Source organism: Paenibacillus sp. Cedars, from assembly GCF_003184205.1.
Classification (GTDB): domain Bacteria; phylum Bacillota; class Bacilli; order Paenibacillales; family Paenibacillaceae; genus Paenibacillus_AQ; species Paenibacillus_AQ glucanolyticus.
Window position 1 is genome coordinate 2,133,270 of record NZ_CP020866.1, and the last position, 21,825, is coordinate 2,155,094.

A 21,825-nucleotide genomic window follows, 5' to 3' on the forward strand; every position below is an offset into this window, starting at 1 on the left:
ATGTACGAACAATTTAACCTGTCTGCAAAGAATCCGATTATCAGCAATCATAAAGTGTATGGACAAGAATTATTGCCTGGACTGGCTTATATTGATCTTATATATCAAGCTTACAAAAAAAATCACTATTCTTTCGACAGGCTCGAACTTCGTAATTTGAGTATTTTCAAGCCGCTTGCAACCGTCCCAGGCTGCTCTGTCAGACTTGGCGTTCATTGCAATGAAACCTCTGCCGGCTCGTGGAAGATTCGTCTCGAAGGACGGAATCAGCGTGATGGCATACTGGAACCGGAGACAACCCTGTACGCTACTGCCGAAATGTCTCTTATAGAACCGGTGTCGTATGATGAGACGTTGGACGTGAGCTCCGTGAAGCGCTCGGCAATCAGAGAGCTGGGCATATATGATTTATATGAAGAATACCAAAGCCAGGAGCTGGTTCATACCGGATTTATGAAGGCAGAAGGTCAGGTCTATGAACTGGAGGCCGCCGTGATTCTGGATCTTTCTATCGGACCGGACGCTCAGTCCAGCTCGCAAGAGTTCTTATTCCACCCTGCGCTGATTGACGGCAGCGGTGTTGGGGCCGGGAGAATGTTTGCGCCTGCCACTGAGCAGGAACAGCAATTATTCTTGCCTCTTAGTTATGCAGCGTTTCATGCGTCAGAACCTCTTCAGCAGCGATGTATTACACGAGTGCAGAAATCCTCGGTGATCCATAAGAACGAATTAATGTTTTGGACGATGGAGTTTTTTAATCGGGATGGAAAAAAAGTCGGAGAATTAAGAAATTTCGCGGGCAAACTGGTCCGTGAAGCGGGACTGATCAATCCGGAACGGAAGTTGTCGTCTCCATCATCTCCGTGGCAGGAGCCTATAAGCGGAGCTCCGGCCACCTCCGATAAGATCACTCTCGATACGGGTACCGCAGGTGATGCGGCACCCGTTATTTCTATCGAAAGGTTCCTGCGGCAGCTCATGGCAGATGTTTTGAATAGTTCCGCGGAAGATATCCACCCGGAGTCCGGTTACTATGAGATGGGATTGGATTCCCCGGGCTTGTTGGGGATCGTGAGATCGATTGAGTCCAGAATCAAGACCTCTTTATCGCCCACCTTGTTGTTTGAATACACAACCATTGCCGAGCTTTCTGCTTACCTGGAAGAGCATTATGCATCACAATTTAAGCAAATCGAAGCAGCATCAGAGCAATCCGTATCCAGATCGCCTTCCCATCCTGGATTCGATGACTTGCCTAAACCTTTAGCCCCTACTGCTTTGGGTTCCACTCCCAAGGAAAGGACAGCCGCCGATGACGATATTGCCATCATCGGTATGTCCGGCCGATATCCGCAAGCCAGAAACCTCCAGGAATTCTGGACGAACTTACAGGAGGGAAAAGATTGCATAAGTGAGATACCAGAATCTCGGTGGGATCGGAAACGGCTGGCCGGAATTAAATCGCCTGGCGGTAAAGAAATGTCCAAATGGGGTGGATTTATTGAAGATCCGGATTGCTTTGACCCCAAATTCTTTCGAATCTCTCCTCGTGAAGCGGAAACGATGGATCCGCAGGAACGACTGTTTCTGGAAACGTGCTGGGAGGCCATTGAGGATGCCGGATATACACCTAAATCATTGGTGACGCCTCGCGGTAAAAACAAGAGACGGAACGTAGGTGTTTTTGCCGGGGTGATGCACAAGGATTATTCCCTGGTGGGGGTAGAGGCGTTGTCCCAAGGGGAGGCGTTTCCACTCTCATTGAATGCAGGTCCTATCGCGAACCGGGTTTCGTATTTTTGTAATTTTCATGGTCCGAGCATGACCGTAGATACACTCTGTTCTTCTTCCCTTACGGCTGTCCATCTGGCTATGGAAAGCATAAAACGCGGTGAAAGCGAAGTGGCTTTGGCGGGTGGTGTGAATTTATCTCTGCATCCGGCCAAGTATATGACCTATGGAATGTGGGGGATGCATTCAAGTGATGGTTACTGCCATACCTTCGGTGAAGGAGGCGATGGTTATGTGTCCGCAGAAGGCGTTGCTTCGGTTCTCTTGAAGCCTTTAAATAAAGCCATTGAAGACCATGACAGAATCTATGCGACTATAAAGAGCAGCGCCATTAACCATGTTGGAACTGTGAGTGGAATCATGGTGCCTGGTCCAGTGGCACAAGGGGAGGCGATTGCCGATTGCTTGAAGCAATCCGGCATTAACCCGCGGACGATTCGTTATGTGGAGGCGCATGGTACGGGAACCTCCCTCGGTGATCCCATTGAGATTGAAGGATTGATGAAAGCTTTTGGAAGTTATACCCAAGACCGGCAGTTTTGTTCGATCGGCTCTGTAAAATCAAATATAGGGCACGCGGAATCGGCAGCCGGGGTGATCGGTCTTCAGAAAGCAGCGCTCCAAATTTATCACAAAACCCTTGTTCCTTCGCTTCACGCTGAGGAATTGAACCCTTATATCGATTTTGAGCAATCGCCGTTCTATGTGCAGCGTGTCACCGAAGAATGGCAGCCATCCGTGATGATGGAAGATGGGCGGCAGGTTCGTTATCCGCGGCGGGCAGCATTAAGTTCGTTCGGAGCCACTGGTTCAAATGCGCATGTGATTCTAGAAGAATACATAGATACCCAAATTCGAGGAGTTGCACGGACGAAGCGTGAGCAAGACCGGCCCGTGCTTGTTCCTCTTTCGGCTAAAAACAATGAGAGGCTTAAATCCTATGCCGTAGAGCTGCTCAAACACCTGCAAGGGCTGCCTATCCGTGAGAAAGTGCTGGATATCGAGCATACAGAGTCGCAACTTGCGGGCTTCTTGGAAGAGCGAATCAGGGGGATCTTAGCCGCGATCATTCATGTTGACGGAGAACTTATTGAAGCCAGTGTTCCATGGAGTGAATACGGAGTCGAACCCGTTCACATCCGACAGCTGAAGGACAAAATTCTGGAAGAATTCGCCGTTGAGATGGACGATAGGGAATGGGCTCAGAGTTGCACGATCGCTTCGGTTGCGGCACATCTTCTGGACGAGCATCCAGAACGATTGCGAGCCCAGAGTGAGGTTGCGGCTCATGACGAAACGATTGCCCAGGAAGAATGGGATCGGGAGCAGGACCACAATGTAACCTCCATAGAGGATGTGGCCTTTACGCTGCAGGTAGGGCGGGAAGCTATGGAAGTACGGGTGGCTTTTGTTGTTCGGGAGATTTCGGAGTTGATTGAGGGGCTTCAGGCTTTCCTGCAAAATAAAGATGTACTTGAACACGGCTATAAAGGGACGATCAAGCCGGATAAGGACACAGTTTCATTATCCTCTGCGAGAGAAGCAAATGAAGAATCCCTCAGCCAATGGATTCATGAGGGACGTATGGAGCATTTGGCTGAGTGGTGGGTTAAGGGAATCGAGATCGATTGGAATTTGCTCTATGGTGACAACAACAGAGCTTCCCGGATCAGCCTGCCAACCTATCCATTTGCACGGGAGCGCTACTGGATTCCTGTTACCGGTAAGCCGATCGCGCCTGCAGCGGAAGTGGGCATACACCCGCTGCTTCACAAAAACACGTCCGATTTCATGGAGCAGCGATTCAGCAGCAGGTTTACCGGACATGAATTTTTCTTGTCCGATCATGTTGTGAAGAAGCAGAAGATATTGCCGGGGGTGGCCTATCTTGAGATGGCTCGGATGGCGATGTTGCAATCGCTTGGCAAACTACCGGATCACCAGACAGTAATTCGCTTGAAGAATGTAGTCTGGATTCGGCCAATCTCCGTAGAGGGGGAGCCAGCCATCGTGAATATTCGGCTGCTTCCCGAGGAACACGGAGGGATAGGCTACGAAATATATAGCACGCCTCGAGGGGATACCGGCACTGAATTTACTGTACACAGCAAAGGCCATGCGGAGCTGGTACGGCCTGGCACGCAGGTTGTCCTGAATATCGATGAGTTGAAGAAGCAGTGTGGCGAACAATCCATTCCCGCCTCTCGTTTTTATGAGGTTTTTAATGCGATGGGCATGGACTATGGAGCGGCGCACAGGGGAATTGAAGAAGCTTATAAGGAAGAGGGCTCAGGGCAAATACTGGCGAAGCTGTCCATCCCTTCAATTGTAACCAGTACCCTGAACGAGTATGTTCTTCATCCGAGCCTGATGGATTCAGCCTTACAGGCTACCATCGGTTTTCTAATGAGCTCAGAAGGCGAAGGCAGAATCCCGGATTCGGTTAAACCCGTGATGCCCTTTGCCCTGCAGGAGCTAGACATACTGGGCGATTGCACTCCGAATATGTGGGCATGGATACGAAGCAGTGATCAGTATGCGGCTGCGACGATAGGCAAAACTCAAAAGCTGGACATCGATTTATGCGACGAAGAGGGCCGTATCCGTGTCCGTATGAGAGGGTTCTCAACAAGGGTGCTGGAGGGGGAATCTCAAGCAAGCAGCCAGTCGAATGCCATTCGGCAAGAGTCCCATGCACAGCTTCCTGTCGGGAATATTCATCTCGTCCCGGTATGGGATGCGGTGCTGCCAGATAAGGGAGAGAGGCTGCCCCAAGCGTTGGCTCGTGTTCTGGTTGTCGGCGGGAAGGAAAACAGAAGTACGATCCAGCAGATATACCCTCAGATGCAATTCATCGACATCACGTCCCAAGATACAATTACAGGCATTGCAGCCCAAATTGAAGCTCGCGGTTTGATAGATCATGTGATATGGATGGCTCCTTCTGAACATTCACTTGAACCCACCGCGGGAGATGAATGGATCGCAGGACAGGAGTCAGGCGTTAAACCGTTGTTCCGAACGATTAAATCGCTTATCCGTCTGGGGTATTCAACTCGCAGCTTGGAATGGACCGTGATTACATTTAATACGCAATCCGTTCATGGATCAGATACGATTAATCCTGCGCATGCCAGTATTCACGGACTGGTAGGTTCGATGGCAAAAGAATATCCCAACTGGAACATTAGGATCGTCGATCTGGAGGCCGGTTGTGATTGGCCCGTAACCGATCTATTGGCCTTGCCTGCCGATCGGCGCGGACACCCCTGGGCTTACCGGAATCAGGAGTGGTACAGGCAGCATCTCGTACCTATGAACCCGCCTCCAATGGTGGAATCAAGCTTTAAGGTCGGGGGCGTTTATGTCGTAATTGGTGGTGCCGGAGGAATCGGTAAAGCATGGAGCGAATACATGGTCCGGACGTATAAGGCTAACGTGGTATGGATTGGCCGCAGACCTATGGATGATCAGATCCAGTCGGATTTGGATCGTATCTCACAATTTGGCCCGAAACCTGTTTATATCGCAGCAGATGCAACCCATTTAGAAGAACTCAGAGGAGCCTACACAGCAATTAAGGCGGAATTCCCGGGAATTAACGGCATCGTTCACTCAGCGATGGTGCTGTCGGACTGCAGCCTTGCGGATATGGAGGAGGAGCAATTCCAGGCGGGCCTCTCGGCTAAGATTGACGTGAGCGTACGCATGGCTCAGGTGTTTCGTGAGGAACCTTTGGATTTTGTTTTGTTTTTCTCTTCTCTGATCGCTCTCATCAAAAACCCAAGGCAAAGCTCTTACGCCTCCGGGTGTACATTCAAGGATGCGTTCGCCCATCGGCTCGCGAGTGAGTGGCCGTGTAAGGTGAAGGTGATGAACTGGGGGTATTGGAGCAGCGTTGACGCTGCTGCTTCCGGGGATGTACAGCAGCTGTCCCGAATCGGATTGGGACTCATAACACCGGAGGATGGAATGAAGGCCGTGGAACTGCTGGTATCGAACCCCATCCATCAAATGGCCATGATTACAACAACCAAACCCCTCCTGGTGGAAGGGATGAATCCTAAGGAGCGTTTCGATATCCGGCCGGACAACGTACCGCCAACCATTCACAGTTTTAACCTCAAGGGGGATAGCGCTGCGGCAGGTTACCAGGCTCCGAGCTTGAACGAGGGTCAGGGCCTGAATAAGGAAATGATTGACCTCTTATCCAGAATGCTCTTGAGCGAGCTTACGGCTATGGGGCTATTGAAGTCGGGCATAAAGGCGGCGAGTGATGGTAACGCCCGCAAGGGATTGGCTCCCATGTACGAAAGATGGCTTGAGGAAAGCCACCGTGTTCTTGTACAGAATCAATTCCTTTATCAGGATGGCGAGACGTACCAAACCATGAAATCGGTAACCGTTGACAGGGATTCAATGTGGAAGGAATGGGAGCTGAGAAAGAAGGAATGGCTGGCAGATCCAAGCTTAAAAGCATGGATGACACTGACGGAGGCGGTGCTGCGCGCATTACCTGACATTCTAACGGGTCAGCGCCTCGCGACCGATATCCTGTTTCCTAATTCCTCGATGAGCATGGTGGAAGGCATTTATAAAAACAATCCGGTTGCAGACTATTTCAATGAAGCTCTTGCAGATGCCTTAATCGCGTATGTGGAGGACAGGATCAAGGCAGATCCTTCGGCAAAGCTGCGGCTTATTGAAATCGGGGCTGGTACCGGAGGGACTAGCAGCATGCTTTTCCACAAACTGAAGCCTTACCGTGACCATATTGAGGAGTATTGCTATACCGATATTTCCAAAGCATTTTTATTGTTTGCTGAAAAAGAATATGGTCCGGAGCATGCCTATTTGACTTATAGAATCTTCAATGTAGACGCACCGGCATCCGGTCCGAATGCGCCTGCGGGAGCATTCGATATTGCGATCGCAACCAATGTGCTTCATGCGACGCGCAATATCCGCCACACGTTACGAAATGCCAAAGCCGTGTTAAAAAAGAACGGCATCATTCTGATCAACGAGCTCAGCGATAATCGGCTGTTCACTCATTTAACTTTCGGACTTCTGGAAGGGTGGTGGCTGTATGAAGATGCAGCTCTACGCATTCCCGGCAGCCCCGGCCTGTATCCGGCAACCTGGAAAGCCGTGTTGGAATCCGAAGGCTATGAGGGCGTCTTCTTTCCGGCACAAGAAGCTCATGATTGGGGACAGCAGATCATTGCGGCGGGAAGCAACGGGGTTGTACGACAGAAGATAGCACTCCAGGATGCTTCCCCGCATGCCGAGGTCAGAAGCATGTCCAAGCTAAACCGAATTGACACGACGACCACGCTGCAGCCCACGATTATAGCAGAAAAAAGACATGAGAAGAACGTCGCGGCTACGCAAACAACCAGGGCTGTGACCGAACAGATGCTGGAGGATCATGTGAAGGAGACCATCATTGAGAAGCTCTCGGAGGCATTGAAGGTGAACAGGAACGAAATCGAGCTGGAGGATTCTTTTGCCGACTACGGTCTGGATTCTATTATCGGTGTTCATTTGGTACAAGTGCTTAATCAAGCCTTAAACATTGAACTTGATACGACAAGCCTCTTTGATTATAGTTCCGTGAAGCAGCTCACAGCGTATATTTTATCGGATCACAGAGATGCGGTCGCCAGTGAATTCGGACAAAACCTTAAAGACGAAGCTGTCGTTGTTGAGGCTAAGCCGGGTGAATCTGATATAGAGGACGCCTCCGCCCCTAGGTCTTACTTTGGCAGGTTTATGGATGCGGCTCCACTGCCTGACTCTCAAATGGCTAATCTTGAACAGCAGGGGGTCGCCCTTAAGACATCCATGCAAAAAGAGCCGATTGCCATAATTGGAATGAGCGGAAAGTATGCCCAATCGGCCAACGTGGATGAATTATGGACACATCTATCCAATGGAGCGGAGCTTATCGGAGAGTCACCGCGTTGGGATCTCACGGCATACTATCCGGAGGATGCCGAATATTGCAACCGCGGCGGCTTTGTAGAGAACATCGATCAATTTGATCCTTCTTTTTTCAATATTAACGGACTTGAAGCCAATTATATGGATCCCCAGCAGAGATTGTTTATGGAGGAGTGCTGGAAGGCACTGGAGGATTCCGGTTATGCCGGTTCCAGGATTCAGGGACGCCAATGCGGCGTTTATGTCGGTTGCCTTGGAGGAGCGGGGGATTATCACCAGCTGTCGGGTGACGATGCACCCGCGCAGGCCTTCTGGGGCATAGCCGGGTCGGTCATTCCGGCACGGATTGCCTATTACCTTGATCTCAAGGGACCGGCTATTGCTATCGATACCGCTTGCTCCAGTTCGTTGGTTGCGGTTCATATCGCTTGTCAGGGATTGTGGGCAGGAGAGACGGAAATGGCTCTGGCGGGAGGCGTGTTTATCCAGTCTACGCCTTGGTACTACTTGAGCACCAACAAAGCCGGAATGCTCTCTGCAACAGGACACAGCTATACCTTTGATGACCGTGCGGATGGATTTGTTCCCGGTGAAGGGGCCGGCGTGCTTGTATTGAAGCGTCTTAGCGAAGCGATGGATGATGGAGATCATATCTACGGCGTCATCCGCGGATCGGGAATGAATCAGGACGGAACCACCAATGGTATTACGGCGCCAAGCGCCATTTCCCAGGAGAGTTTGGAACGCAGCGTATATGATGCGTTTCATATTGATCCAAGCGGCATCCAGGTAGTTGAAGCCCACGGAACGGGCACGAAGCTGGGAGATCCGATTGAATACCAGGCACTTACCAGAGCATTCAGGAAATATACCGACAATAAGGAATACTGCGCCATCGGTTCAATCAAGACCAACATCGGGCATGCGGCCCATGCGGCTGGCGTCGCGGGAATCATCAAAATTCTGCTGTCCATGAAGCATCAACAAATCCCGCCTACGCTTAATTTCAAGTCGGGCAACTCCAATATTCAATTTAAGGACAGCCCGTTTTATGTCAATACAACGCTCAGGGATTGGGAAACCGGCTCCAATGACAGAAGACGGGCTGCTGTCAGCTCTTTCGGATTCAGTGGCACAAACGCCCACATTGTTATTGAGGAAGCACCGGAACCTGCAGGGAGCCATTCCGTGAAACCAGGGTATCTGTTAGCGTTATCCGCGCGCACTCCAGAGCAGCTGCGGCAGCAGGCTGACCAGCTAATCGAATACTGTGAACGGAATCAGCAGGCGGACTGCGGCAACTTAAGCTACACGTTATTGGCGGGGAGAAAACATTTCAACCATCGTTTAGCTTGCGTTGTTCGCAGTGTGGATGAACTTATATCGTATTTAAGCAAATGGCTGGCCAGGAGCAAAGTACCGCAGGTATACGTTTCAGAACGGAATGAAAATGATCGGCGGGAGCAGCCTTCGCTGAAACGGTACGGAAATCAATGCATTGAGGAGTGCTTCGCAGCAGATCCGAATGGGTACGTGGAACGGTTATCTGCGATTGCTGAGTTATACGTTCAAGGATATGCGCTTAACTACGAAGCATTGTTCTCAGGTGAACGTTATAGAATTTTGTCCCTCCCAACATATCCTTTTGCGACAGAACGCTATTGGGTACCGGATAAGAAAAACAAACGTTTATCATCCCATGATACAGCGTCACCAGGACAGGCCATGCTGCACCCCTTGCTTCATCGGAATACCTCGGATCTGTCAGGAGTTCGCTACAGCACGACGTTTAAGGGCAGCGAACCTTATCTGGTTTATGGGAATGTCAATGGAACAAAAACCATACCTGGCTTGACCTATCTCGAGATGGCACGAAAAGCGGCGGAAATGTCGGCGGGAGCTTTTATAGGACCTCATGAAGGCATCCAGATCAAGGATATGGTCTGGTCCAGTCCGGTTGAATTAGGGATGGAAGGCTTGGAGATTCATATCGACGTCTTTCCTGATGAGGAGGGTATTTCGTTTGAAATCTACAGCAGTTCTGACCTGAGCAGCACAGAACCGGTTATACACAATCAAGGGAGCGTATCGTCTTATCCTGTACCAGGAGCTGAAACAATTGATTTGAACCTCATACGGGAACAATGCAACGTGAAATATTTCTCAAAAGAAGACTGGTATAAGGCATACGATCAGGCAGAAGCCGTCTATAGCCCTGAGCATCGAGTGGTAGACGAGCTGTTTGTCGGACAGAATGAAGTGCTTGCCAAACTTTCACTGCATGCAACCTGGACGGATTCGTCTCATCCGTTTATTCTGCACCCATGTATTACAGATACCGCTTTGCAGGCGGCTATTGGTCTTTTGGCGGATAGGGATCCTCGAATGAGCAGTGATGTTATCCAATCCATGCTGCCGCTCTACTTGCAAGAGATGCAAATGATCGGTGAACCCACACCGCAAGTATGGATCCATGTACGAAAGAGCGAACATCGCGTGCAGGGGAATAAGGATATACAAGTAGATATGGACTTGTATGATCAACACGGTAAGGTATATGCAAGATTGAAGGGACTTACAGTCCGGTTTACGGAGAGCAAAGATAAATATACTGTAGGACACGACATGGTTGGGGGAGGGTTAAAACTATGAGAAATCAACATACTCTTTCAGGTTCTAATAGGTCCGTAGCAGCGTCCACGGTTCATTTGTTTACGCCGCATTTTAGAGAAGCAGGGATGATGGACAGACACATGCCAGCAGAGGAAACCCGGCATATGGTTATCCTGTGCGATATGGAGCACGTATACCAAGAAAGCGTTCAGGTTAGAATGTCGGGTGCAGAAGTTCATATGCTGCAATCCTCTCCATATATGGAGATTCATGAACGATTCCAAACCTATGCACAGCAAATGTTCGATTGGGTAAAAACGATATTAGAGCGTAAAGAGACAGGGAAGACCCTTATTCAACTGGTGGTGTCTGCGCAGGGTGAACAGAAGCTGCTCACCGGGCTCTTTGGATTTTTGAAAACGGCCCACTTGGAGAATCCGCAGTTAAGAGTTCAATTGATCGTAACAGAACTTGATGAGACTATAGACCAACTTGTGCAGCAACTGAACGAAAGCAAGGGACAGCCTGATGATCGCGTGCAGTATGACCAGGGTATAAGAATGGTGGCAGACTGGAATGAAATTGCAGCTTCACCGTTAGAGCCGAGGATTTCATGGAAAGACAACGGGATATATCTAATTACCGGGGGTGCGGGGGGACTCGGACTCCTATTCGCCAACGATATTGTGCGGCAAGTGAAAGACCCTGTGCTGATTCTAACGGGACGTTCTGTGCTGTCAGGGGAAACAGATGCCAGACTCCATGAACTAAGGTCAAGCGGAGCCCAAATCGTATACATGCAAACGGATGTGACCCATAGGGATCAAGTAGAAGGTCTGTTCCGATATATTGTAGAGGAATTCGGGAAGCTGAGCGGGATCATCCATAGTGCGGGCGTCATTTGCGACAATTTCATAATTAAGAAGGACAGACAAGAGGTACAGCAAGTACTGGATCCCAAAGTAGCGGGTCTCGTGAATCTGGATCTTGCCTCCAAGGAGCTTCCTTTGGATTTCTTTGTGTTCTTTTCTTCGATAGCGGGCAGTTTTGGAAATCCGGGACAAGCCGACTATGCTGCGGCGAATGCCTTTATGGATGCTTACGCGATGCATCGCAACGGTCTGGCGGCAGCCGGGCTTCGCCAAGGCCGAGCCTTGTCTGTCAGCTGGCCCTTATGGAAGGATGGCGGGATGGGAATTGATCCACAAGCTGAGGACCGGATGATGCATAGCTGGGGCGTGACGGCACTGGAGACGAATGCTGGCATTCAGGCTATGTTTCAAGCACTGGCTTCCGGCCATGATCAAGTGCTTATTCTGCCAGGTGAACTCACTAAGATGAGGGATACTTTGCTCTCAAGTTCCGCCCTTAAGCAAGTGATTTCCGAAACGGCAGATCGATCCCAGGTGGATCGGGAACGTTTAAGAGATAGAACGGCTCAGCAATTCAGATCGCTATTCGGGGAGATTACGCAGCTCGATGCTTCCAAAATAAATATAAACGAACCCCTTGAGCGTTACGGAATCGACTCCATCATGATCAACCAATTGAATATGAACTTGGAAAGGATCTTCGGAGCTCTTTCCAAAACGTTATTTTATGAGTATCAGACGTTGGGAGAAGTCATTGATTATCTGGCTGCTGAATATACGGAGTTGTGCGTGAAGTGGACGGGGATGGGAGAAGAGCAGGTCGTCAGGGAAATACCTGCAAGCAATCCAACAGCTTCGCATCCGGACAATTCCTTTCCGGCACTCGTTTCACGCAGACGAGGTACGAAACGATCTAATAGCTTCCCTGCCCATAAGCCTGCGCGCAACACGCGGGAACCCATTGCCATCATTGGTATAAGCGGACGGTATCCGGGAGCCCGCAATCTGAGCGAGTACTGGGAGAATTTAAAGGCCGGCAAAGACTCGATTTCTGAAATACCTGAAGACCGCTGGACGATGGAAGGCTTCTTCCATCCGGATCCGCAGGAGGCCGCGTCACAGGGAAAGAGTTATAGTAAATGGGGCGGTTTTCTAGACGGATATGCGGATTTTGATCCCCTGTTTTTCAACATTTCTCCCCGGGAAGCCATGCTGATGGACCCTCAAGAACGCCTGTTCATCGAGTCCTGCTGGGAAGCGTTAGAGGACGCGGGATACACTCGGGAGCAGCTGGCGGTTCAGCATAACCGCCGGGTAGGTGTTTTTGCAGGTATTACGAAGACGGGCTACGATCTGTACGGCCCCGAATTATGGGAACAGGGGGAACATCTCAATCCGTACACATCCTTCAGCTCCGTCGCCAACAGGGTTTCGTATTATCTGAATTTGCAAGGTCCCAGCATGCCGATTGATACGATGTGCTCCTCCTCGCTAACCGCGATTCATGAAGCCTGCGAACATCTTCATCTTGGTGATTGCGAAATGGCAATTGCAGGCGGGGTAAATCTGTATTTGCACCCTTCCAATTACCACTGGCTGAGCGTACAGAAGATGCTTTCGAAGGACGGTAAATGCAAAAGCTTTGGTCAAGGAGCCAATGGGTTCGTTCCCGGCGAAGGTGTCGGCATCGTGCTGCTGAAACCTTTGTCACGCGCCATTGCGGATGAGGATCAGATCCATGCCGTCATTAAAAGCACCAGCACGAATCATGGTGGTAAAACCAACGGTTACACCGTGCCCAATCCCGTGGCTCAGGGCGAGCTTGTTCGTGCTGCACTGGACAAGGCAGGCGTAAATGCGAGAGCGGTCAGTTATATTGAAGCACATGGAACCGGCACAGATCTCGGTGACCCTATAGAAATAACCGGGCTTACCCAAGCCTTTTCCAAAGACACAGACGATACAGGGTATTGCGCCATCGGTTCAGCCAAATCCAACATCGGGCATCTGGAAGCTGCGGCTGGCATGGCGGGGTTAACCAAAATCGTCTTGCAAATGAAGCATAAGATGCTGGTGCCCAGCTTGCATGCCCAAGAGCTGAATCCGAATATTCATTTTGCCAAAACACCTTTCGTTGTCCAGCAATCACTGGAAGAATGGCAAAGACCGGTCATTCATTTCGACGGCAAGCTGAGGGAATTCCCCAGAATTGCCGGGGTATCCTCCTTTGGAGCGGGAGGCTCTAATGCCCATGTCATACTCGAAGAATATAGACCTGAGGAAGCGTCCCGGAATGATCCACCCCTGATGCAAGTGAAGCAAGTTAAACATGTGAAGGTCATCGTTCCTTTGTCAGCCAAAACCGAAGCGGGACTAAAGGAGAGGGCAGGGCAACTCTTGTCGGTTATCCGCGCCGAGGAATTATCGGACAGCAACCTGCCAGATGTAGCGTACACCCTTCAAATCGGACGAGAAGCCATGGAGGAGCGGATTGCGCTCGTTGTGGATTCTATTCAGGAGCTTCAAACTAAGCTGATGCGTTATTTGGAAGGTCAGTCAGACATTGATGGGCTGAGCAAGGGACAGAACAAGGCTGGCAAAGAGCTGAAGGATATAACAGAAGTGAATGCAAACATGGAGATTTGGTTGCAGCAACGGGATTATCAGAGTATAGCAAGGGTTTGGGTCGAAGGGCCAAGTTTGGATTGGAACAGCTTGTATAGCACATGGCCTAAACCGCGCCGCAGAAGTCTGCCGACCTATCCATTTGCGAGGGAACGATATTTTATAGCTGATAAGCTGGATGGTGAGCGTATAATATCCACGCCCGCATCCTTCATCGAACCGTTGGGTTCGGATGAGTCTGTAAAATTCGATGCCAATGAAAATATGGAACAGTCGGATCGCCAGGCTGATCATCGAAGAACCGAATCAGGTAATGGCCGAAAAAGAGAAATGAGAGGTTTGAATGAACAGCAGTGCGTAGAGCTGGATTTGAAGGATCAGATAGGTGCTTTACTCCAAATCCAGCGGGATCGATTGGACAGTGAAATCAATCTCGCGGATTTTGGATTTGATTCGATAAGCTTGACCCACTTGGCAGCATCGCTTTCGAAGCTTTACGGGATCGAGCTTACCCCGGCGGTGTTTTTTGGGCATTCCAGCATAAATAAAATAGCGGAATACTTGATGAGGGAGCATCAAGAGGTGGTTGCAGCGTTCTATTATGAGGCTGAAGAGAGCAAGCCCGTTGCATCCGTCTCCAAAACGAAACCACGGTCGTCTGAGAGGCCTAAGGTAATATCACGCAGCGCTTCCCCGGATGTCCCCGAGCCTATTGCCATCATTGGCATGAGCGGGCGATTTCCAGATGCGAGGAATGTAGAAGAAATGTGGACCATCCTGACCGAAGGAAGGAGTGCGGTGAAAGAAATTCCTTCGGATCGGTTTGATTGGCGTGATTATTACACAGACTCCGGTAAGGAGTCTCAAACGATAGACAGCAAATGGTGTGGCTGTATTCCGGGTGTCGGTGAATTCGATCCTTTGTTCTTCGAAATTTCACCCAGGGATGCGGAGCTGATGGATCCGAGGCAGCGTTTATTGCTTCAGGAGGCCTGGAATGCCTTGGAGGATGCAGGGTATGGGACCAAGAAAATCGAAGCCGGGAAGATAGGGATGTTTGTTGGGGCAGAGCAAGGAGATTATCAGCAGCTGGTCCGAGGGGAAGCGGGGATTACCTCCAACCACAATGCCATTTTGGCAGCAAGGCTGTCTTACTTCTTGAACCTGAACGGTCCCGTGCTGTCGGTGGATACCGCCTGCTCCTCTGGGCTGGCAGCAGCGCATCAGGCTTGTCTCAGTCTTCGGCACGAGGAGTGTGACACGGCCATTGCGGCAGGTGTCAATCTGATGCTGACCCCGGAGCCGTATATCGGGATGAGTCAGGCTGGCATGCTCTCCAAGGATGGACAATGCTTTGCTTTTGATCAGCGGGCAAACGGGCTTGTTCCCGGCGAAGCGGTTGCCGTGGTGATACTCAAGCGTTTATCCAGAGCTGAAGCAGACGGGGATTCGATTCTGGGGATCATCCGCGGGAGCGGCATGAATTATGATGGCAGGACAAACGGTATCACAGCTCCGAGTGGAGTGGCGCAAAGGGATCTTGTAACAGCCGTGTATCAGCAGTCCGGGGTAACACCGGAAGACATTGAATATGTTGTTACACATGGCACCGGAACCAGATTAGGAGACCCGGTTGAAGTCAACGCATTGCAAGATGCGTTTAAAGCGAATACCGATAAACAAGGCTATTGCGCGATTACTTCCAACAAAACCAACTTCGGCCATACCTTTGCCGCCTCCGGTTTAGTCAATATGATCAACTTGATACAGGCTTTCCGCCATGAAATGATTCCTGCAAGCCTGAATTTTGAAGAGGAGAATGATTATATTCATTGGACGGAAAGTCCTTTTTATGTCAATAAAACGAACAAACCCTGGCCCTCCAACAGCGTCAAAAATCGTCTGGGAGCAGTAAGCGCATTTGGAATGAGCGGGACCAACGTTCATATGGTGCTGGAGAGTTACGCCAGAGAGCCGATTGAAGAGTCTGCTGACCGTCCTCCATATCATTTGCTTACGTTCTCCGCCAAAACGAGCGAAGCTCTGGAGGAGAAGATCCAAGACATGCTCGCTATGTTCAGGAACACGAAGCTGTCACAAGAAGAGATGGGCCATCTGGGTTATACCTTGCTGGAAGGACGACAGCATTTTAACCATCGGATTGCCATTGTTGTAAGGGACAAACAGGATGCGGAATATGCATTGTCGACAAGCGCAGACAAGGTACGGCTGCCAAGCCTGTTCAGCGGAAAAGTGCCGCGAGATTTTGAAGGGCAAAGCATGATTCAGCAGTATGTCCAAGACCTTATGAGAACCATGCCTTCTCTGATGGAAGATCCGGACAAATATCGGGAAGCTCTGCATGCATTAGCTGATTTCTACTGTCAGGGCTATGAGCTGAGCGGCGAAAATTTATATGCAGGCACCTCGGCTCGGCTAACCCATCTTCCGACGTATCCATTTGCCAGGGAACGGTATTGGACGTCCCGGAACGACGTCAAAGCGGATGCTGCCGGAACCAAATCACGAAGCATGCGGATCACAAACAGACCGAGCAAGGACAATACGGGAGCTTCAATGAAACAAACACAAACACAAGAATCCTACGAGATGATGACATTTGAAGAGGTATGGGAGGAAGAAGTCTTAACGGGTACCCATAATACAGAAACGAAGACGATGATCTGTTTCCTTTCCCAGCATGGGAGCCAACAGAAATTTTTGGAGACCGCGACAGGCTTGGGTGGGGACACCCATGTTATTTTTGTTTCGCGAAGTACGGGATTTGCCAAGAACACAACGTATGATTACACCATTTCCGAGACGGATCGGGAGACGTACGTGCAGGCATTGAGCAGCATCAAGGAAGATTTCAAAGAAATCGATGCGGTTCTGTATCTGTGGCCTATGGAAGATGCCATTTACGTTAAGGACGTTTCTTGCGTTGTGCACCTGATTCAAGCCATCGCCTCTGCAAGGCTGAAGCCGAAGCGGTTGTTATTGGCAGGTCAATATGAGAACCGGCTTGAACAGTGTTATATGGAATCTTGGACAGGCTTTGAACGTTCACTCGGTCTTGTGCTGCCTAACATTAGCGTGAGCGTCATATCATTGGAGTCGCAAGCACAGCCGCATGAAGTTTCCTGGAGAGAAGTGACTCAAAGGCTGTTGGCGGAAATAAGCAACAATCAAGCCACAAGCGTCTGGTATCAAAAAGGTAAGCGCCATGTTAGGCAGATCAAGCCCACCGTGATGGCGAATGGCTCCAACATGTTAAAGAATGGAGGCACGTACCTTGTTACAGGCGGATGTGGAGGTCTTGGGCTTCTCTTCGCCAGGCATATGGCTGAGCGATATGGCGCAAATTTAATCCTTACAGGCAGATCTCCAATGAACGACGAAATGCGGGTCAGCATGGAGGAGTTGAAGAATAGGGGCGGCCATGTCGTATACGTTCAAGCCGATATTTGCGATGCAGAAGGCATGCGGGAAGGGTTGGCCCCTGCAAAAGATCGTTTTGGGGCTATTCATGGGGTTATTCATGCCGCTGGCATGTCCAGCAGTCAGAATATTCTTGAAAAAGAGATTGAAGATTTCCATAAGATTCTCGCTCCTAAAGTGGAAGGAACACTTGCGCTGGAGGCGTTGCTTCAAGGGGAACAGCAGCTGGACTTTATCTGTTATTTTTCGTCCACTTCGGCCGTGCTCGGAGATTTCGGCTCATGCGATTATGCGGTTGGCAATCGTTTTCAGATGGCTTATGCCCGCTATCGGAACGAACAGAGACGCAGCGGTCGCACCTTCGTAATCAATTGGCCGCTGTGGAAGGACGGCGGGATGGGCTTCCAGGATAAAGCTAATACGGAGCTGTATTTAAAATCGAGCGGTCAGCGCTTTCTGGAGACCGAAGAGGGATTACAGATATTTGAGCGCATTTTATCTAACAGCCACTCGCAGCATTTGATACTGGTTGGGCAGCGAAGCCGCGTACACAGATTTTTGGGGCTCGCTGATCGTGGCGCCGTTATTGAAGCGAAAGAACAGGAGTCGAAGACCGTTCAAGCGTTATCCGCTCCAGGCAGGGGCTGGAGGAGTGAAATGAAGGGCTTGAGCCTTGAGCAGTGTCTGGAGCGGGATTTGAAGGAAATCGTCAGCCAATTGCTAAAAATCCCTCGCGATAAGCTGGACCTGGAAGAGAACCTGGCTGAATTCGGCTTCGATTCCATCAATCTTGCGCAGTTCGCAAACGCATTGACAGAGCATTATGGCTTGGATATAACACCTTCGTTGTTCTTCGGACAATCCACGATTGGGAAATTAATCGGCTATTTCCTGGATGAACATAAGGAATTGGTGGCTGATTTCTATCAGGAAGGTCAGATCGAGCATACGGATTTACGACAACCATTGAATAGGTCGGAATCGGAGCAAACAGCATTTAAGCGGGCACGAGGGTCTGTGAGAAAGGCCATACCGAACCTCTCACCGCCGGCCATGCATGAGCCTATCGCGATTATCGGCATGAGCGGGCGCTTTCCGGAAGCACGGAATATCGATGAGATGTGGACGATTCTGGCTGAAGGCAGAAGTGCAGTGTCGGAAGTTCCCGTCGAGAGGTTCGATTGGCGGAAATATTACGGGGATGGCGAGCAAGAATCAGGGCAGATTCATTGTAAAAGGTGTGGCACCATTCCGGGTGTTAGCGAATTCGATCCGATGTTCTTCGAGATTTCGCCGAATGAAGCCAAAACGATGGACCCGAGACAGCGGCTGCTGCTCCAGGAATCCTGGAAGGCGTTAGAGGATGCCGGGTACGGTGAAGACCGGCTTGGTACAGGCAAGATCGGAATGTTTGTTGGGGTTGAGGATGGCGATTATCATCTGCTGGTCAAGGATAAGGGGACTATAACCTCTAATCATAACGCTATCCTGGCAGCTCGATTGTCTTACTTCCTCAACTTGAGCGGACCGAATATGGCTATAAATACGGCATGTTCATCGGGATTGGTTGCTGCTCACCAGGCCTGTATGAGCCTGCGGAATGGAGAATGCGATACCGCTATCGTGGCGGGCGTTAACTTGCTGCTTACTCCCCAAGCCTATGCAGGCATTAGTCAGGCAGGGATATTATCCGCGGACGGCAAATGTTACGCCTTCGACAATCGGGCGAACGGAACCGTTCCGGGAGAAGCCGTTGCCGTCCTGGTTTTTAAGCGTTTGTCGCAAGCGGAAGCGGATGGAGATCCTATTCAGGCGGTTATTCGCGGCAGCGGGGTGAACTACGATGGGAGAACTAATGGGATTACGGCCCCAAGCGGAGTTGCTCAGAGCAAATTGTTGAGAGAAATTTATGCACAATATCAAATAAATCCCGAAGAAATCGAATATATCGTAACCCATGGCACCGGGACAAAGTTAGGCGATCCTGTAGAAATCAATGCCTTGAACGATGCTTTCAAAGCGCATACGGGGAAACAGAGTTATTGTGCACTCACTTCCTCCAAGACCAACTTCGGACATGCCTTTGCAGCTTCCGGTCTGGTCAGTCTGATCAACCTGGTGCTTTCCCTGCGCCATGAAATGATTCCGCCAAGCCTCCATTTTGAACAAGAGAACGATTATATCCATTGGGGTGCGAGCCCGTTCTATGTAAATAGGGAAGCCAAAGTTTGGAGCAGACCGGAAGGAACAGTTCGTACCGGGGCAGTAAGCGCATTTGGTATGAGCGGGACCAATGCGCATATGGTTCTTGAGAGTTATGCAAGAGATAGAAAAGGTGGTGTGTCCAAGGCCCGTCCGCCATACCATCTGCTTGCCTTGTCGGCAAAAACGAAGGAAGCACTCGACGAAAAAATCCGGGATATGATCCAAACGCTTGATCAAGAGACATGGAATGATGAAGATCTTCCGCATATAAGCTATACGCTGTTAAAGGGACGCCGCCACTTCAGTCATCGCTGTGCCGTGGTCATTCAGGATTTAGGTGATGCGAAGTATGTACTGAAGTTGTCCTCCAGCAGCGAGAAAGTGCCAAATCTGTTTACAGGCAGGGTTCCGCGGGACTTTACCGGGCAAAAAGCGATGCAGCTTTATATCCAGGAGCTCCTTACGAAGAGCCTCACCCAGCGTCATCGTAAAAGCGAATTCCAAGAGACACTGTTCGCGCTGGCGGATTTGTATTGCCAGGGGTACGACATCGAGTGGAATCTGCTGTTTGGCGAAGATCAACCTTATAAGGTAAAGCTTCCAACCTATCCTTTTGAAAAAGGGGAATATTGGGTGGATTCTGCCGAAACAGCCGTGAACGAGCCAGCTGCTGTAAGGATGGAGAAAGAGATGGGCTTCGATTCTGCGGCGGAAGTAGAAGAGCTTCCATTAGCTAGCCAAACAGAAGATTTGGAAGATGACCTTAATGAAGAACAAACTCCTCTTCAGGGCAGCGTGGATACGGAAGCGATGGTATCGGCAGCCACAGCACGATTAAGAATGCTCCTTGGAGAGGTTACCGGGATCCCTCATGATAAATTGGAGGAGGAAGCCTCCTTTGAAGAATTGGGACTTGATTCCCTGATGATTACTGCACTGAATCGGAAAATGGAGTTATGGATCGGGAAATTGGATACCACCCTCTTCTATACGTACAACAGCGTCAAGACATTAGCCGCTTATTTAATCCGGGAGTATAAAGACGTGGTTTCCGCACTCGCAGCCGATACGGCTGTGGCCGTTGCGGGGAAGCCCCTGAAGAGTCTAAAGCAGGTTGAAACAACAAAAAAGCCAGCTATTTCAGCCTCCATCTCATCCGTTAGTCCGTCTAACAAACAATCAATATCTCTAACGGAACGTCAGCCAAGCCAATCTGCGGATATTGCCATCATTGGAGTGGCTGGCCGTTATCCGAAAGCGGAGACGCTGGAGCAGTTCTGGAACAACTTGTACGAAGGCAAGGACTGCATTGAAGAGATTCCGGCAAACCGCTGGCCTCTGGAGGGCTTCTATGAGCCGGACCGGGCTAAAGCTGTTGCCAAGGGACTGAGTTATAGCAAATGGGGAGGCTTCTTGGACCGTATTGACTATTTCGATCCCTTGTTTTTTAATATTTCGCCAAGAGACGCCATGTACATGGATCCACAGGAACGGCTGTTTCTGGAGGTTGCCTGGGGATGCATGGAGAATGCGGGTTATACGCGCGAATCGTTGAAGCATGACGGTTATGGCAATCAAATCGGAGTTTTTGTAGGTGCTACATTTAACAACTATCAGCTGTTTATGGCCGATGCGGCCAAGCAAGCCAATCAAGATATGTATCTGGCGACGAGCCAGATGTTCTCGATAGCGAACCGGGTGTCTTACATCATGAATTTCACGGGTCCAAGCTTAACGGTGGATACGGCCTGCTCTTCATCGCTTTATGCTGTACACCTGGCTTGCGAGAGCATCCGAAACGGACAGTCCAAGATGGCGATTGCAGGCGGCGTTAATCTATCCCTTCATCCAAGCAAATACATTACGTTATGCCAGGGGCAATTCAGCGCTTCAGACGGAAGATGCCGTGCTTTTGGTGAAGGCGGCACAGGCTATGTACCATCCGAGGCGATAGGCGCCGTTTTTTTGAAACCTTTGCAAGAGGCAATCCAAGATCAGGACTACATTTATGGAGTCATAAAAGGCACGGCAGTCAGTCATGCGGGCAGAACGAACGGTTATACCGTTCCAAGTCCGGTATCCCAATCACAGGCCATTGAGAATGCGCTCATCCAAAGTGGAATTGACCCAAGAAGCATCAGCTCCATCGAAGCTCACGGTACCGGAACGGCGCTTGGTGATCCGATCGAGATTAAAGGTTTGACGGACGTATTTGGTAGATATACCGAAGAAACAGGCTATTGTTCCATCTCCTCGGTCAAATCGAACATCGGACATGCGGAGGCAGCGGCCGGCATCGCGCAGCTTACGAAAGTGCTGCTTCAAATGAAAC

At 50.1% G+C, this 21,825-nt stretch carries 2 protein-coding genes (1 of these 2 cut by a window edge); both read left to right on the top strand.

Going from position 1 to position 21,825, the window contains the following annotated elements; genetic code table 11:
* Positions 1-10,389, top strand: coding sequence for an SDR family NAD(P)-dependent oxidoreductase (locus B9D94_RS11630; protein WP_148247059.1), 10,389 nt, complete (start codon positions 1-3; stop codon positions 10,387-10,389).
* Positions 10,386-21,825 carry the 5' portion of an SDR family NAD(P)-dependent oxidoreductase gene (locus B9D94_RS11635; protein ID WP_148247060.1) on the top strand. 6,554 nt of this gene lie beyond the right edge of the window, so only the first 11,440 of its 17,994 coding nucleotides appear in the window; its start codon is at positions 10,386-10,388; its stop codon lies off the right edge, out of view. Before B9D94_RS11630 ends, B9D94_RS11635 begins: the two co-directional genes overlap by 4 nt.